15 protein-coding genes are annotated in these 16,316 nt (G+C 64.8%); 4 read left to right on the top strand and 11 right to left on the bottom strand.

Annotated elements, in window-relative coordinates; genetic code table 11:
* Positions 1-35: 35 nt before the first annotated feature.
* The 11 genes from AC5SSZ_RS18685 to pcaF form a co-directional block, all read right to left on the bottom strand.
* A complete protein-coding gene (locus tag AC5SSZ_RS18685) occupies positions 36-599 on the bottom strand; it encodes a NifU family protein (protein ID WP_065272546.1) in 564 nt (187 codons plus the stop codon).
* A 121-nt stretch (positions 600-720) separates the two neighbouring features.
* Positions 721-1,176: a universal stress protein gene (locus AC5SSZ_RS18680; RefSeq protein ID WP_065272547.1), complete on the bottom strand. Its 456-nt coding sequence runs from the start codon at positions 1,174-1,176 to the stop codon at positions 721-723.
* A gap of 21 nt (positions 1,177-1,197) precedes the next feature.
* Positions 1,198-2,268 carry an AbrB family transcriptional regulator gene (locus tag AC5SSZ_RS18675; protein WP_495439356.1) on the bottom strand — a complete coding sequence of 357 codons (1,071 nt, stop codon included), beginning with the start codon at positions 2,266-2,268 and terminating at the stop codon, positions 1,198-1,200.
* Positions 2,261-3,124 carry a branched-chain amino acid aminotransferase gene (locus AC5SSZ_RS18670; protein WP_065272549.1) on the bottom strand — a complete coding sequence of 288 codons (864 nt, stop codon included), beginning with the start codon at positions 3,122-3,124 and terminating at the stop codon, positions 2,261-2,263. The genes AC5SSZ_RS18675 and AC5SSZ_RS18670 overlap by 8 nt, the downstream gene beginning before the upstream one ends.
* 364 nt (positions 3,125-3,488) lie before the next feature.
* Positions 3,489-4,250, bottom strand: a complete 762-nt coding sequence (locus AC5SSZ_RS18665; RefSeq protein ID WP_274827623.1) for a Phenylacetic acid catabolic protein — start codon at positions 4,248-4,250, stop codon at positions 3,489-3,491.
* 80 nt (positions 4,251-4,330) lie between these two features.
* On the bottom strand, positions 4,331-5,404 hold the full coding sequence (paaE, locus tag AC5SSZ_RS18660) for a 1,2-phenylacetyl-CoA epoxidase subunit PaaE (protein WP_065272551.1): 1,074 nt from the start codon (positions 5,402-5,404) through the stop codon (positions 4,331-4,333).
* A 10-nt stretch (positions 5,405-5,414) separates the two neighbouring features.
* Positions 5,415-5,888, bottom strand: coding sequence for a 1,2-phenylacetyl-CoA epoxidase subunit PaaD (gene paaD / locus AC5SSZ_RS18655; RefSeq protein ID WP_065273708.1), 474 nt, complete (start codon positions 5,886-5,888; stop codon positions 5,415-5,417).
* Positions 5,889-6,012: 124 nt separating this feature from the next.
* A complete protein-coding gene (gene paaC / locus AC5SSZ_RS18650; RefSeq protein ID WP_495439354.1) occupies positions 6,013-6,774 on the bottom strand; it encodes a 1,2-phenylacetyl-CoA epoxidase subunit PaaC in 762 nt (253 codons plus the stop codon).
* On the bottom strand, positions 6,774-7,058 hold the full coding sequence (gene paaB, locus AC5SSZ_RS18645; protein WP_065272553.1) for a 1,2-phenylacetyl-CoA epoxidase subunit PaaB: 285 nt from the start codon (positions 7,056-7,058) through the stop codon (positions 6,774-6,776). Before paaB ends, paaC begins: the two co-directional genes overlap by 1 nt.
* Before the next feature lie 81 nt (positions 7,059-7,139).
* Positions 7,140-8,117 (bottom strand): 1,2-phenylacetyl-CoA epoxidase subunit PaaA, encoded by a 978-nt coding sequence (paaA, locus tag AC5SSZ_RS18640; RefSeq protein ID WP_065272554.1) that lies wholly within the window; start codon positions 8,115-8,117, stop codon positions 7,140-7,142.
* Positions 8,118-8,139: 22 nt separating this feature from the next.
* Positions 8,140-9,342, bottom strand: a complete 1,203-nt coding sequence (pcaF, locus tag AC5SSZ_RS18635; RefSeq protein WP_495439351.1) for a 3-oxoadipyl-CoA thiolase — start codon at positions 9,340-9,342, stop codon at positions 8,140-8,142.
* Positions 9,343-9,640: 298 nt separating this feature from the next.
* On the opposite strand from pcaF, the gene AC5SSZ_RS18630 reads away from it, so the two are divergent.
* The 4 genes from AC5SSZ_RS18630 (at position 9,641) to AC5SSZ_RS18615 (ending at position 16,301) form a co-directional block, all read left to right on the top strand.
* A complete protein-coding gene (locus tag AC5SSZ_RS18630) occupies positions 9,641-11,431 on the top strand; it encodes an acyclic terpene utilization AtuA family protein (protein WP_495439349.1) in 1,791 nt (596 codons plus the stop codon).
* Positions 11,432-11,560: 129 nt separating this feature from the next.
* Complete coding sequence (locus AC5SSZ_RS18625) at positions 11,561-13,177, top strand: acyl-CoA carboxylase subunit beta (protein WP_495439347.1); 1,617 nt, start codon at positions 11,561-11,563, stop codon at positions 13,175-13,177.
* Positions 13,178-13,191: 14 nt separating this feature from the next.
* Positions 13,192-15,162, top strand: a complete 1,971-nt coding sequence (locus tag AC5SSZ_RS18620; RefSeq protein WP_495439346.1) for an acetyl/propionyl/methylcrotonyl-CoA carboxylase subunit alpha — start codon at positions 13,192-13,194, stop codon at positions 15,160-15,162.
* Complete coding sequence (locus tag AC5SSZ_RS18615) at positions 15,159-16,301, top strand: nitronate monooxygenase (protein WP_495439345.1); 1,143 nt, start codon at positions 15,159-15,161, stop codon at positions 16,299-16,301. The genes AC5SSZ_RS18620 and AC5SSZ_RS18615 overlap by 4 nt, the downstream gene beginning before the upstream one ends.
* The last annotated feature ends 15 nt before the right edge of the window (positions 16,302-16,316 follow it).

Raw genomic sequence — 16,316 nt, 5'->3', positions numbered from 1 at the left:
AGGTCGCCAGCATGGCGACGGGTCTGTCCTGCCGCTCAGACGGCGACCGGGCGGACCTCGGTGACTTCGGGGATGTAGTGGCGCAGCAGGTTCTCGATGCCCATTTTCAAGGTCAGCGTCGAGGAAGGGCAGCCCGCGCAGGCGCCTTGCATGTGCAGGTAGACGACGCCGCGTTCAAAGCCGTGGAAAGTGATATCGCCGCCGTCCTGGGCCACGGCCGGGCGCACGCGGCTGTCCAGCAAATCCTTGATCTGGTTGACAACTTCACCGTCCTCGCCGCTGTGTTCGGCATGGCCCGAGGCCTGCTCACCGCCCGCGCTGATCACCGGCTGGCCGGATTGGTAATGCTCCATCACCGCGCCCAGGATGGCGGGTTTGATGTGATCCCATTCGACGTCGTCGGCCTTGGTGACGGTGACGAAATCATTGCCGAAGAACACGCCGGTGACGCCGCTGACGGCGAAGATGCGGCTGGCCAGAGGAGAGCTCTCTGCCGCTTCGGGGCTGGCGAAATCGGCGGTGCCTGCCTCCAGAACGGTCTGCCCCGGAAGGAATTTCAGCGTCGCCGGGTTGGGCGTGGATTCGGTCTGAATGAACATTTCGGGTCTCCGTTGGTCTGCAGGAGATATGCGCGCCGTGGCCGCACAAGTCAAGGTTTGGAACGGTTCTAAATTGCCAAAGCCACCTGTGCATCAGGGAACAGCGGCAGCAATTGGGGGCTCAGGTAATCGCTTCCAGCCGGTCCTTGGACAGATCGCCCGGCACGATGGTGATTGGCACCGGCAGGCTGCCCGAGGTCTTGCTCAGCTGGTTTACCAGCGGTCCCGGCCCCTTGCGGTCGGTGCCCGCGCCCAGCACTAGAACGCCGATGTCGGGATCGGCTTCGATCTGGGCCAGGATCTCGGGTACGGCCTCGCCTTCGCGGATGATCAGCTCCGGATCCACCCCCTGACGGTCGCGCATCCATTTGGCGAAAACCTCGAAATGGGCGTGAATGCGTTCGCGGGCCTCTTCGCGCATGACTTCGCCCACGCCGATCCAGTGGTTGAATTCATCGGGCGGGATCACCGACAGGATCGCCACCCCGCCACCGGTGCGGGCCGCCCGCATCGCGGCGAACCGCATGGCGTTCAGGCATTCACGGCTGTCATCCAGCACAACCAGAAATTTGCGCATCTGTAGCCTCCACAATCCTGATCAATCTGCCCGAGGGGCCGCGTCCTGTCCATCGCTTTTCAGTGCGGCGCTGTTGGCAACCCGGGTTGCGTAGAGCATCAGAACCACCGCCAGCACCATCAGGCGGAACAGGTGTGCCGCCGCGACAAAGGTAGGATCGGCGCCAAGCGCGGCGCCGAGAATGATCATGGTTTCCAGCCCGCCGGGGGAAAATCCCAGCAGCACATCCAACAGCGGTAGGCCCGACAGATAGGCCGCTGGCAGGGCCGCTATCGCTGCCAGGCCGCAGGTCAGAAGGACGATCACGCCGCCCGCCAGCAGGCTGCCCTGCAATTCACGCCAGCTCATGCCGGTAAAGCGTCCCCCGATAAGGCTGCCCATCAGGATCAGCGCGCCCTGCGCCCCCCAGCCGGGCAACCCGCCGGCAGTCCAGCCGCCAAGATGGGTCGTCGCAGCGACCGTTATCCCGGCTATCAGCGTCGGGGCGGGCAGTTTGATCCGGCGCAGCGGCGGCGCGATGGCAAGGGCGATGGCGATCTGGATCGCGATCCAGCCCAGCGGTGTCACAGCGGCGCTGCCCGGCAGGCCAAAGCCGATCTCCATCCCCGCAAGGGTTGCCCCCAGCGGCACCAGCAGGGTCAGCGACATCAGCCGGATCGAGGCCAGCACCATCGGCCGCGTCAGGGACAGAGACAGGCTGTCCGCCAGCGCGATCACCAGCCCCAGATGCCCGGGCGCGGCGGCGAGAAAGGATTCATGCCGTTCAAACGGCAGGATGCGGGGCACCAGACTGCGCCCGGCGAAAGGCGTGACAATGGTCAGGGCCGCCAGCAGTCCAAAGGCCACCGGCCAGCGCATCATGGCGGCAAAACTTTCGGGGCTGACCATCGAGCCGATGCTGAGCCCCATCACCAGAAACGCCGCATCCCGAAGCCGGGGCGCGATATCCATGGGCGCGCCCCAGAGCCCGGCAAGAGAAACGGCGATGGCAGGCCCGGCCAGCAGGGCCATCGGCATATGGATCAGGGAGGCGATCAAAGCTCCGACCCCGCCGACGGCGATGGTCAGAAAGCTTTGTCGCCACTCACCCATGTGTGGCAGCCCAGTCCCAATACATCTCGCGCACGCGGCGGGCCATGGGGCCGATCTGATACTGACGGTCGTCGAAAGCGGTGACCGGGGTGACCTTGCTCATGTTGCCGGACATGAAGACTTCGTCGGCCTCCTCAAAGTCCTTAAAGCTCAGCACGGTCTCATGCACGGTGACGCCGTCGGCCTTCAGGTTCTTGATGTGACGGGCGCGGGTAATGCCGGCCAGGAAGGTGCCGTTGGCGATGGGGGTAAAGACCTCGCCATCGCGCACCATAAAGATATTGGCGGTGGCGGTTTCGGCCACGTTGCCCATGGCATCCTGCACCAGCGCGTTGGCAAAGCCCTTGGCCCGGGCCTCGCGCAGCATGCGGGCGTTGTTGGGGTAAAGGCAGCCGGCCTTGGCGTTGACCACGGCGTTTTCCAGCACCGGGCGGCGGTACTGGGTGCGGGTCAGCGTGGCGCTGGCATCCGCCGGGGCCATCGGGATCTCTTCCAGGCAGAGCGCGAACTTGGTGGTCTCCGGCTCGGGCGCAATCATCGTCGCATCGCCATCGGTGGCCCAGTACATCGGGCGGATATAGACCGCAGCGCCGGGGGCAAAGCGTTTCAGCCCCTCGCGGGTGATCTCCACCATATCCTCGACCGAGACGGTGGGTTTCATCATCAGCGCCGAGGCCGAGGCATTGGCGCGGGCGCAGTGTAGATCCAGATCCGGCGTCACCCCGTCAAACAGCCGCGCCCCGTCAAAGATCGAAGAGCCAAGCCAGGCCGCGTGGTCGGCGGCGGACATGATTGGCACGTCCCCGTCGTGCCACTGACCGTTGAAGTAGGTGTGGATGGTGCTGCCAGCTGCCATGATCGGGGCCTTTCAAAATGTCTTGCGTCCCCGGGACACTAGGAGGCTCTTCCGGCAAGGTCCAGTGCCCGGTCGGCGCTTCTTTGCACATGGGTGTGTGGGGGCCGCGGAGGTGTTGCGTTGCCACTGCGCGCCGGGACAAGGAGCTGGCAAGCTGTTTCGCACGCGAAACAAATGGGAAAACACCGAGGATCGGGCGCTTTGCGCGCGCCGCCCGGCGCGCGCCCGGCCCAAGGGGACAAGGCGCATCCGTGATGCGCAGCGTCCGGGCGGGAGTGCCCCGCCTGCCTGCCCGCCTGACTATATGGGCGCTTTTCCGGGAGACCGCGTAGGACCCTGTGTCGGATTGGGGGGCCGGAGCGGCTCAGTTGCCCGGTGTCAGGCCCAGCTTCCCAAGGATCGCACCCGCGTCTGCGGCCCAACGGTCGTGCAGCTCGGCATTGGTGTCATGGCGCAGGCCCATCGCGCGCAGCCCGTCGAATTTCTCCGAGGTTTGCGAGCCGAAAGAGGCCGCAACGCGGGGCCACCAGTAGTCCACCGCTTCCTGCGCCTGCGCTGTCTCGCCGTTCTCTACCAGCTGGGTCAGCCCCTCTTCGGCCAGCTCTGCATGGCGCTGCTCGATCGGGGCGATGCTGCGGAAAGCCTCTGCCAGAGGCTGGTAGGAGACCTGCGACAACTCCCCAAGTTGCACCGTGACAGCGCGGCCCATCAGAAGGTTCATCACCACCGCGTCAAGCCAGCCTTCCAGCGGGTAGTTGAACACCGCAAGGCGCATGTCGTGCTTGCTGCGGCTCTGGCCGATGTCGGCATCGCGGGTCAGCCGCGCGGTCCAGGGGTGGTGATCGGCGTAGGCCTCGGTATCGGCGCCGAATTCCCCCATGATCCGCAGCACCTTGTCGGCATTGTCGGATTTCTCCAGCACGATCTTGGCGGCGGCGATGCGGGCCTTGATGCCGGGACCTTCGTTGATGATATCGGCAAAGCCCGCGGCCCCGGCCAGCTCGCTGTCGACAAAGGTCGCCATCAGTTTCAAGAGTTCCGCACGATAGCGCGGCGGCACGTTGGATGGATTGGTGAGCTTGCCGCCCTGCGCAAGATAGCTGCTGAGGCTCATGTCCTCGGCCATATCTGATCCTCCCTGAATTCGGCCCTGTGAAACGGGCCCTTAAACACAGACGCGCCCGGAAGGGCGCGCCATTAAATGCATTACTGATCGTAATCCACGACCACCCTATCGGTGACAGGATAGGCCTGGCAGGACAAGACGTAGCCCTTTTCGACCTCGTAATCTTCGAGCGCGTGATTGGTGACCATTTCCACCTCGCCCTCCAGCACCTTGCAGCGGCAGGTGGAGCAGACCCCGGCCTTGCAGGCGTAGGGCGCGTCCATGGCGTTCTCCAGCGCCGCATCCAGGATGGTGGTGTCCTTGCCCATCTCGATGGTCTGGGTGGCGCCATCAAGGGTGATCGCGGCAGAGGTCTGGTTCGCGTTGCTGGCCGCATCGGCGGCGCTCGCCTTGCGCTTGGCCCGGCCGGGCTGGGCGCTGGCGAAGAGCTCGAACTTGATCTGATCGTCCTTCAGGCCTGCCGTGCGCAGCGCTGCGGCGATGCCCAGCATCATCGGTTCCGGCCCGCAGATAAAGGCGGTGTCGACGTTGTCGATATCAATCCAGTGCTCGAACAGCTGGGCGCATTTCTCCTCGGTCACCAGACCGGTGAAGAGGTCGATCTCCTGCGCATCGCTTTCCAGAATATGGATGACGTTGAAGCGCCCCATGTAGAGGTTCTTCAGGTCCTCCAGCTCCTCGCGGAACATGATCGTGTTGACGCCCTTGTTGGCGTAAACCAGCGTGAAGGTCGAATTTGGCTCGGCCGCCAGGGTGGTCTTCAGGATCGACAGCACCGGGGTGATGCCGGATCCGCCGGCAAAGCCGAGATAGGATTTTTCGGCGCCAGCATCGAGCGGCGTGAAGAAGGTGCCCATCGGCGCCATCGCCTGTAGGGTGTCACCGGGTTTCAGGTCGGTATTGGCCCAGGTCGAAAAGGCGCCGCCATCGACGCGCTTGATGCCGACCTGCAGGATGCCGTCCTCCTTGCCCGCGCAGATCGAGTAGCTGCGGCGCAGCTCCTCGCCGTCGAAATCGCGGCGGAAGGTCAGGTACTGGCCTTGGGTGAAATCGAACTCCGCCGCCGCGCCATTGGCGGGCTTCAGGGAGACAACAACCGCATCGCGGATCGTCTTGCGGACATCGGTGACTTCTAGATCGTGAAAGCGCGCCATGGAGGTCTCCTCAGATGCACTTGAAATAATCAAAGGGTTCGAGGCAGTCCTGACAGCGCCAGTGTGCCTTGCACGGGGTGGAGCCGAACTGGCTCACACGGGTGACGTTCTTGCTGCCGCAATGGGGGCATTTTTCGGGGCCGCCTGCGGCCTGGGGCGGAGCGATGCCGTATTCCTCCAGCTTGGCGCGGCCTTTTTCCGACAGCCAGTCGGTGGTCCAGGGCGGGGCGATCTGGGTTTTGAGGCGGATGTCCTCGACCCCGTGATCGCGCAGGGCGGTTTCGATATCCATGTTGATCACCGCCGTCGCAGGGCAGCCCGAATAGGTCGGGGTGACGGCCACCTCCAGCGTATCGCCGTCCCAGGCGACACCGCGGATGATGCCGAGATCGACCAGAGAGATCACCGGGATTTCCGGATCGGGCACGGCGTCCAGCCATTCCCAGATCTGCTCCACGCTTGGCTTGTCTACTGTTTGGCTCATGTGGATGTCCTCATCGGCTGTACCGCCCGGCCGATAGGCCGGGCAGCGCCCGTCCGCCCCCATTGGGCGGGCGCTTCGCTTCCGCCCGCGGACGGGCTCTGCCCTTGTTACTCTGCGCGCAGCCTTACCACTTGGCGCCGGGATAGGCGCGCTGCAGCCACTGCATATGGGTCAGAAGGTGGCCCAGATGCTCGGTGTGCATCTTACCGGTGCGCCCACCCTTGTGACCAAAGGCACTGTCTGGGATGGTCAGCGTTGCCTCGCCCATGATCCGGCCGATCAGCGCATCGAAATCACCCCGCAGGCTGGCCGGGTCGGGCGCGATACCCGCCTTGACCATCTCCGCGTCCACATCGTCGGATTGGAACATCTCGCCCACATAGGGCCAGAGGTAGTCCAACGCTTCCTGCATGCGGCGGTGGCTTTCCTCGGTGCCATCGCCCAAGCCGACGACAGTATCGGCCGAGCGTTCCAGATGATAGGCAACTTCCTTGCTGGCCTTGGCGGCAATCGCGGCGACCCGTTCGTCGCTGGATTTCATCAGATGGCCCAGCTGGATCGAGTGCCAGGCATCGAACAGGCACTGGCGCATCAAGGTGCGGCCAAAGTCGCCGTTCGGCACTTCGACCAGCAGCACATTGCGGAAATCCCAGACGTCGCGCAGGAAGGCGAGGTCATCGGCGCTCTTGCCTTCCCCCTGCACTTCGCCCGCAAGGCCAAGCCACATCTGGGTCTGGCCGATGAGGTCGAGCGCGGTATTGGCCAGCGCGATATCCTCTTCCAGAACCGGCGCGTGGCCACACCATTCGCTGACGCGGTGGCCCAGAATCAGGGTGTTGTCACCCATCCGCAAAAGGAACTGTGTAAAGGCTTCCTTGCGGGTCATCACATCGCCCCCACTTCTTCGGGGATGTCAAAAAAGGTCGGGTGACGGTAGACCTTGGATTCCGACGGCTCGTACAGCGGGCCTTTGTCACCGGGCGAGGAAGCGGCGATATTGTTCGCCTCGACCACCCAGATCGACACGCCTTCGTTGCGGCGGGTGTAGACGTCGCGGGCGTTCTTGATCGCCATTTCGGCGTCCGGCGCGTGCAGCGATCCGACGTGGCGGTGGCTCATGCCATGCTGACCGCGGATAAAGACTTCCCAAAGGGGCCATTCATGTTTCATGGGGTGTTCCTCCTGGCTGAGGGGCCACCCTGCCGCAGGTCGATCATGGACCGGGCAGGGGGCAGATAAGGCTTGGGTCGGTTATTCGGCGGCGTGTTTGCGCGCGGCCTTCTTCTGGGCGTGGGCCAGCAGGCCGTCACGGACCCATTCGCCGTCTTTCCAGGCGTCATTGCGCGCGGCCAGACGGTCGGTATTGCAGGGGCCGTTGCCCTGGATCACGTCGAAGAACTCCGACCAGTCGGGATCGGTGTAGTCATAGTGACCGCGTTCCTCGTTCCACTTGATGCCGGGATCGGGCAGCTCAAGACCCAGGAATTCGATCTGCGGCACGGTCTGGTCGACGAACTTCTGACGCAGTTCGTCATTGGTGTTCATCTTGATCTTCCAGGCCATCGATTGCGCCGAGTGCACCGAATCCTTGTCCGAGGGACCGAACATCATCAGCGACGGGAACCACAGACGGTTCAGCGCGTCCTGCGCCATCTTCTTCTGCTCAGGCGTACCTTCGGCCATCTTTCGGATGGCGTCATAGCCCTGGCGCTGGTGAAAGCTTTCTTCCTTGCAGACCCGGATCATGGCGCGGCTGTAAGGGCCGAAAGAGGTCCGCTGCAGCGGCACCTGGTTCATGATCGCGGCGCCGTCCACCAGCCAGCCCACTGCGCCGATATCGGCCCAGTTCAGCGTCGGGTAGTTGAAGATCGAGGAATACTTCATGCGGCCATCCAGCAGCATTTCCGTCAGCTCGTCACGGGACACACCCAGTGTTTCCGCCGCGCAGTAAAGATACAGACCATGGCCCGCCTCGTCCTGCACCTTGGCCAGCAGGATCGCCTTGCGCTCCAGCGTCGGGGCACGGGTGATCCAGTTGCCTTCGGGCAGCTGACCGACGATTTCCGAGTGGGCGTGCTGGCCGATCTGGCGGATCAGCGTCTTGCGATAGCCCTCGGGCATCCAGTCCTTGGGCTCGATCTTTTCGCCCCGGTCGATCCGCGCCTGAAAGGCGGCGAGTTTTTCGGGGTCGTCTTGCGTGGCCTCGGATTTCACCATCTGAGCATACATAGCGCGTTTCCTCCCTTACTGATTACACACGTTCAAGGATCAGGGCGGTGCCCTGTCCGACACCAACGCACATGGTGCACAGCGCGTAGCGCCCGCCAGTACGTTGCAGTTGATAGGCGGCGGTCAGCACCAGCCGGGCGCCGGACATGCCAAGCGGATGGCCGATGGCGATAGCACCGCCATTGGGATTAACATGGGGCGCATCGTCCGCCACGCCAAGGGCGCGAAGGGTCGCAAGCCCCTGCGAGGCGAAGGCCTCGTTGAGTTCGATCACGTCCATCTGGTCGATGGTGAGGCCGGTGCGGGCCAGAACCTTTTGCGTCGCGGGGACCGGGCCGATGCCCATCACGCGGGGTTCGACCCCGGCGGCGGCCATGCCGACGATGCGGGCCATCGGTTTCAGGCCGTTCTTGGCCGCGGCTGCCTCATTCGCCATCAGGATGGCAGCGGCGCCGTCGTTGACGCCCGAAGCATTGCCTGCGGTCACGCTCTTGTCCGGGCCGTTGACGCCTTTCAGCTTTGCCAGCTTGTCGGCGCCGGTGCCGGGGCGGGGGTGTTCGTCGGTGTCCACGACCAGGGCATCGCCCTTGCGCTGCGGAATGGTCACCGGGGTGATCTCTTCGGCAAAGACGCCTGCCTCATGTGCGCTGGCCCAGCGGACTTGGCTGCGGGCGGCAAATGCGTCCTGATCCTCGCGGGAGATATCATAATCTTCTGCAACGTTATCAGCGGTCTGCGGCATCGAGTCGGTGCCATACATCTCGTGCATCTTCTTGTTCACGAAGCGCCAGCCGATGGTGGTGTCGTAAACCGCATTGGCGCGGGTAAAGGCGCTGGTTGCCTTGGGCATCACGAAGGGCGCGCGGCTCATGCTTTCGACGCCGCCTGCGATGGCCATGTCATAGTCTCCGGCGCGGATGCCGCGGCTGGCCATGCCCACTGCGTCCATGCCGGATGCGCATAGGCGGTTGATGGTGGTGCCGGGCACATCCACCGGCAGGCCTGCCAGCAGGGCCGCCATGCGGGCCACGTTGCGGTTGCTTTCCCCGGCCTGGTTGGCATCGCCAAAGATCACATCGTCAATGCTGGCCCAGTCAACGTCCGGGTTGCGCGCGACCAGCGCGGCAATCGGGGCAGCGGCCAGATCGTCGGTGCGGACCTGGCTGAGGGCGCCGCCGTAGCGGCCAATGGGGGTCCGGGTGGCATCGCAGATGAATGCATCCATGGGGTTCGCGTCTCCTGTTTGGCTCAAAAATTAGCCGACCGTGTAGTCGGTGTACATTAAAGCAGCGATTCGCGGCAAGCAAAATGTAACGTAAAAGGTAGGTGATTGGAAAATCTGTAACACATTGTCGGAATCTGAATGACTTAACGTCCTTTTCCATCGGCGCGGATTTTCTGTTGCGGCCTGCCTGCGCTTTCAGGCAGGCTGAAACAGAACGATCGGTCTGTTGTGGTGCGGAGGACATCGCGACAGCTTTGCTAGGCCTGAAACAGGCGCATTGCGTCACGGGGGAGAGGACATGGCGGATATTCTGCGCATCGGCGGCGCCAGCGGCTTCTGGGGTGATGCTGCGCTGGCCACACCGCAGCTGCTGGCAGCGGGCGGGCTGGATTTCATCGTCTATGACTACCTGGCCGAGATCACCATGGCGATCCTGGCCCGCGCGCGCGCCAAGGATCCGGGCGCAGGCTACGCCACGGATTTCGTCAGCGGCGCCATGGCGCCCAACCTGACCGAGATCGCGGCGCAGGGTGTGCGGATCATCTCCAACGCGGGTGGGGTGAACCCCGGTGCTTGCGCTGCGGCCCTGCGGGAAGAGATCGCGCGGCAGGGGTTGTCGTTGAAAGTGGCCACCATCGAAGGCGACGATCTGACCGGGCAGGCTGAAGAGATCGCCGCAACAGGCCCGGTCGAGATGTTCTCGGGCGCGCCTTTCCCGCCCAAGGACAAGATCGCCAGCATCAACGCTTATCTTGGCGCCTTTCCCACTGCCGCCGCGCTGGACCGGGGCGCTGATATCGTCATTACAGGTCGTTGCGTCGACAGCGCCGTCACCCTTGGCGCCTGCATCCATCATTTCGGCTGGGCGCCGCAGGATCTGGACCGGCTCGCAGGCGGGTCACTGGCAGGGCATATCCTGGAATGCGGACCGCAGGCCACGGGTGGGAATTTCACCGACTGGCGCGAGGTGGTCGAGGGGCTGGATCGCATCGGCTATCCCATCGCCGAAGTGCAGGCAGATGGTAGTTTCGATTTGGTGAAGCCCGAAGGCACCGGCGGGCTGGTCTCGCGCGGCACGGTGGGCGAGCAGATGCTCTATGAGATCGGCGATCCGCAATCCTACGTGCTGCCGGATGTGATCTGTGACTTCTCGAATGTGACACTGGTGGAGACCGCTCCGAACCGGGTGCATGTGGCGGGGGCCAAGGGGCGCGGCGTCCCCGGCGACTACAAGACCTGCCTCACCCATGCCGATGGCTATCGCGCCGGGCATATTTTCACTTTCTACGGGCTGGAGGCCGAGGAGAAGGCCCAGGCCTTTTGCGATGCGGCGCTGGCGCGAACCCGGGCGGCTTTGACCCGCATGAACGCGCCCGATTTCACCGATGTCAGCGTGGAGCTGATCGGCGCCGAAAGCCAGTTCGGCGCGATGCGCCACAGCGCCCCGGCGCGCGAGGTCGCTGCCAAGATCGCGGTGCGCCACGTCGATGCCCGCGCCATTGGCCTTTTCATGAAAGAGGCAACCGGCCTGGGTCTTGCCACACCGCCGGGCCTTTCAGGATTTGCGGGCACACGGCCCCGGCCTAGCCCGGTGCTGGCGTTGTTTTCTTACCTCACGCCAAAGGATCAGGTGCCGGTGACGCTGCGCGACGGGGCGGGAGAGGTCGAGATCCCGACTGCTGAACCGCAGCCCGCCGATCCGCCCAGGCGCCCTGCGCTGCCGGTTGCTCCGGCAGCGAATAGGGTGGTCGAGGTGCCGCTCGTGCGCCTGGCCTATGGGCGCAGCGGTGACAAGGGTGACATCGCCAATATTGGCATTCTCGCCCGTCGCCCAGACTTCATGCCCTGGATCTGGTCCGCGCTGGACGCGGACCACCTGACCCGCGTCTTTGGTCATTTCACCAAAGGCCGGATTGAGCGGTTCTATCTGCCGGGGAGTGCGTCGATGAACATCCTGCTGCATGGCGCGCTGGGCGGGGGCGGCACCTCCTCCCTGCGCAATGACCCGCAGGCCAAGGGATACGCCCAGCTGCTGCTGGCCGCCCCGGTGCCGGTGGATGCGGATCTGGTGAGGGGGTGGGATGAATAACGAGGTGTCAGCCAGAAGGGCAGAGCTCGTCCGCGGGCGGAAGCGAAGCGCCCGCCCATGGGGGCGGACGGGCGCTGCCCGGCCTGTTGGCCGGGCGGGACAAGGCAAGATGATACAGGGAGCCGTGACATGACAGTCTTTCAAAGCCGGATCAGCCCGGCCAGCGATGCCTTTCAGCAGAACCGCGCCGAGATGCTGGCGCTGGTGGACCGGATGCGCACATTGGAAGCCCGCGCGGCAGCGAAATCCGATGAGCGCCGCCCGGTCTTTGACAAGCGCGGCCAGCTTTCTCCGCGCGAACGGGTCTCGGCGCTCTTGGATCCCGGCATGCCCTTTGTCGAACTCTACAACATGGCCTCATACCTCGTGGATGACCCGGATCCCGAGACATCGATCCCCGGTGCCTCGATCATCACCGGGATCGGGTATGTCTCGGGCGTGCGCTGCATGGTCTTTGCCGATGACGCGGGGATCAATGCAGGGGCGATGACCGGAAAATCGGTGGACAAGGCGCTGGGCGCGCTGGAGATCGCGCATCGCCAGAAGCTGCCTTTTATCCATCTGGTCGAAAGCGCGGGCGCCGATCTGATGCGCTACACGGTGGAACTCTGGGCCCATGGCGGTGGCATGTTTGCGGGGCTTGCAAGGCTCTCGGCGGCGGGCATTCCGGTGATCACGGTGCTGCACGGGGCATCGACTGCCGGGGGCGCGTATCAGCCGGGGCTGTCGGACTATGTGATCGGGGTCAAGGGCAACGGTATGGCGATGCTGGCGGGGGCCGCGCTGGTGCAGGCCGCCACCGGAGAGGTTGCCAAGGACGCCGACCTTGGCGGCGCCGAGATGCACGCCGAGGTGACGGGACTGGTGGAATACCTGGCCGAGGATGACGCCCACGGGATCGAGATCGCCCGCGATGTGGTCGCGGGGCTGGGCTGGCCTTCGGGGGCTGCGCAGGGTCCTGACTATGACGCGCCGCAATACGACCCCGATGAACTTGCGGGCGTGGTGCCGGTCGATTACCGTAAACCCTATGACATGCGCGAGGTCGCGGCGCGGATCGTGGATGGCTCGCGCCTTTTGGATTTCAAACCGGGCTATGGGCCTGCAACCCTGTGTCTGCAGGCGCGCATCATGGGGCAGCCCGTTGGGATCCTCGCCAACAACGGACCCATCGACCCGGACGGCGCCACCAAGGCGACGCATTTCCTGCAGGCAATAGATCAGGCGGGCACGCCGGTTGTCTTTCTGAACAACACCACCGGTTACATGGTGGGCACCGAGTATGAGCGCGGCGGCATGATCAAGCACGGCTCCAAGATGATACAGGCGGTGACGAACCTGCGGGTGCCCAAGATCTCGCTCTATGTGGGGGCAAGTTTCGGGGCCGGGAACTATGGCATGTGCGGCCATGCCTTTGGTGCCGACTTCTTGTTTACATGGCCCAACGCGATGACCGGCGTGATGGGCGGGGAACAGGCGGCGCTGACGATGGAGCAGGTCGCCCGCCGCACCGCCGCGCGCAAGGGGATCGCGGTGGATGAGGCGCGCCTTGCCGCCCAGCGGGCCAAGATCACCGCGCATTTCGACCGGCAATCGGATGCGTTTTACACCTCGGGGCATATGCTCGACATGGGGATGATCGACCCGCGCGACACCCGCCGGGTGATCGGCTTTTGCCTTGCCACCTGCGCCGAAGGGCGGGCGCGCGATCTGCGGCCCAACGCCTTTGGCGTGGCGCGGGCATGACGGGGGAGACGGACATGACACAGATCACATCACTCCTTGTTGCCAACCGGGGCGAGATTGCCCTGCGCATCATGAAAACCGCTCGCGCCATGGGGATCACCTGCATCGCGGTCCACACCGAGGCGGACGCCGCCAGCCCGCATGTGGCTTTTGCCGACCGGGCCATCTGCATTGGCGCAGGGCCGGTGGCCGACAGTTACCTGTCGGCGGAAAAACTGATCGCGGCAGCGCGGGAGGCGGGTGCGCAGGCGGTGCATCCGGGCTATGGCTTCCTGTCGGAAAGCGCCGAATTCGCAAGCGCCTGCACAGGGGCGGGCCTCATCTTCATTGGCCCCGGGGCCGAGGCGATCTCCCTGATGGGCAACAAGGCCGCCGCCAAGCGCCGCATGATCGCGGCGGGGGTGCCTTGTGTGCCGGGATACGAGGGCGAGGATCAGTCGGCGGATGTCTTGGCGGCAGAGGCCGCGCGCATCGGCTATCCGGTGATGATCAAGGCGGCAGCGGGCGGCGGCGGGCGCGGCATGCGGCTGGTGGAGGCGCCAGCGGAGTTTGCAGGCGCATTGGGGCTGGCGCAAAGCGAGGCTTTGTCCGCCTTTGGATCAGACGAGGTGATCCTGGAAAAGGCAGTGATCCGTCCTCGCCACGTGGAAATACAGGTCTTTGCTGATAGTCAGGGCAACACGATCCATCTGGGCGAACGCGATTGTTCCGTGCAGCGCCGTCATCAAAAGGTGGTGGAGGAAGCGCCAAGCCCCGCTCTGGATGAAGACTTGCGCGCCCGCATGGGCGCCGCTGCCGTGGAGGCTGCCCGCGCCATTGGCTATGTCGGCGCCGGCACGGTGGAGTTCCTGCTCGATGACAGCGGCGCCTTCTACTTTCTTGAGATGAACACGCGTTTGCAGGTGGAGCACCCGGTTACCGAAATGGTCACAGGTCTTGATCTTGTGGCGCTACAGATCCGCGTGGCAGCAGGGCGGCCCCTTGGGATCGTGCAAGAGGATGTAATCCTGACAGGCCATGCCATCGAGGTGCGCCTTTACGCCGAGGACCCCGCACAGGATTTTCTGCCGCAGGCCGGGCGCATTGCCCTCTGGCAGCCCCCGGTTGGCACGGGCATCCGCGTCGATGCGGGGATTGCCAGCGGGCAGGAGGTCTCTCCTTATTACGATCCGATGCTGGCGAAACTGATCGCCCATGGGGCCAGCCGGGCCGAGGCGTTGGAACGGCTGATCGGCGCACTGAAGGATCTGGCGCTGTTTGGACCGGCCAGCAACCGCGACTTCCTGCTGAGGGTGCTGGCCCATCCCGAGTTTGCCGCAGGGCAGGCCACGACCGGGTTTATCGCCGATCACCTGCCAGGGGATCTGACCGCACCGCTTGGCTCCGCAGAGGTCGCTTTGGCGGCGGCGCTGATCTATCGCAGTGATCAGGCTGCGGCAGCGCGGGCAAGTGGCGTGGCGCCCGAGCTTCTTGGCTGGTCCGCGCAAGGGGCTTTGCAATCGCGGATGAAGATCGCCGCCGGTGAAGCGGTCCATGATCTGCGGCTCAGCGAGACGGGCGGTGTCTTGACCGTCGCAGGGGGGGAGTGGTCGCATCAGGTGACCGGGCTGGACAGCGCGCTGCGCGTGGATGGCACCCGCGCGGATCTGCGGCACACTCATATGGAGGGCGACCGTCTTTTCCTGGCAACGGGCGCGCGCATTTTCGAGGTCTCGCGCATCCGCGCCGGGGCCAGCGCGGCAGCAGGAGAGGCTGATGGCCAGATCACCGCGCCGATGCATGGCGCGCTCTTGGAGGTCTGCGTCGCGGCGGGCGACAGTGTCACGCCGGGCAGCCGCCTCGCGGTGCTGGAGGCGATGAAGATGCAGCATGAAATCCTTGCCGCTGCTGCAGGCGTGGTGGCCGAGGTTCCGGTCGCCGCAGGCACACAGGTCAAGGCAGGCGATCTGTTGGTTTCCATCGACGTGGAAGGCGGCGCGGCATGAAATCGGATCTGTGCAAGCAGCTTAGCATTGAATTTCCGCTCTTTGCCTTTTCCCATTGCCGCGATGTGGTGGCCGCCGTCACCAATGCGGGCGGCATGGGCGTTTTCGGCGCCGCGATGATGAGCCCCGAGCAGCTTGAAGAGGAACTGAGCTGGATCGACGATCACGTCGGCGGGCGGCCCTATGGCGTTGATTTGATCGTGCCCAATAAGTTCGAGGCCAAGGGGCAGGACATTCCTGACGAACAGATCCTTGCCATGGTGCCCGAGGGGCATAAGGAATTCGCCGCCTCGGTGCTGCGCGACAAGGGCCTTGATCCCGGCGATCTGGACGCGCGGCGGCAGGAGCTGTTGGTCTTTCGCGACAATATCAGCGCGGACGGGGCAAGGCGCAGTCTGGAGGTCGCCTTTCGTCACCCCATCGCGCTGATTGCCAATGCGCTGGGCGTGCCGCCTGCCGATATGCTGGAGATGGGCAAGGCGCATGGGGTTGCCGTGGCGGCGCTGGTTGGCACGGCGCAGCACGCCCGCGCGCAGGTCGCGGCCGGGGTGGATATCATCGTCGCCGCAGGCGGAGAGGCCGGCGGGCACACGGGTGAGATTTCCACCATGGTGCTGGTGCCCGAGGTGGTTCAGTCCATCGCCGATATGGGCGCTGATGTGCCCGTGCTGGCGGCGGGCGGCATTGCCAGCGGCGCGCAGATGGCGGGCGCCATGGCGATGGGGGCGGCAGGGGCCTGGTGCGGCTCGGTCTGGCTGACGACCGCCGAGGCGGAGACCAACCCGGTGGTGAAGGAAAAGATGCTGGCGGCCAGCAGCGCCGATACGGTGCGGGCGCGGTCGCGCACCGGCAAGCCCTCGCGCCAGCTGGTCAGCGGCTGGACAGAGGCCTGGGAAGGGAAAGGCGCGCCCAAACCGCTGCCGATGCCCTTGCAAACGCTGGTATCTGAACCGGCGCTGGCGCGGATCGACCAGCTGAGCCAGACAGGCGATGCAGGCGCGCAGGAGCTGGCCACCTATTGGGTCGGGCAGGGCGTTGGTCTGATGACGCAGGCCATGTCGGCGGGCGCGGTGGTGCAGGCCTTCAAGGAGGATTTCCTGCGTGGCTATGAGCGGCTTCAGGCGGCGCTGGAGGGCTGAGGCAAAGGGCCGGAG

It is taken from the genome of Phaeobacter sp. CC-HEC084 (assembly GCF_059429255.1).
Note: the sequence above shows the minus strand (reverse complement) of the source record. Positions and strands in the feature narration are given on the sequence as shown.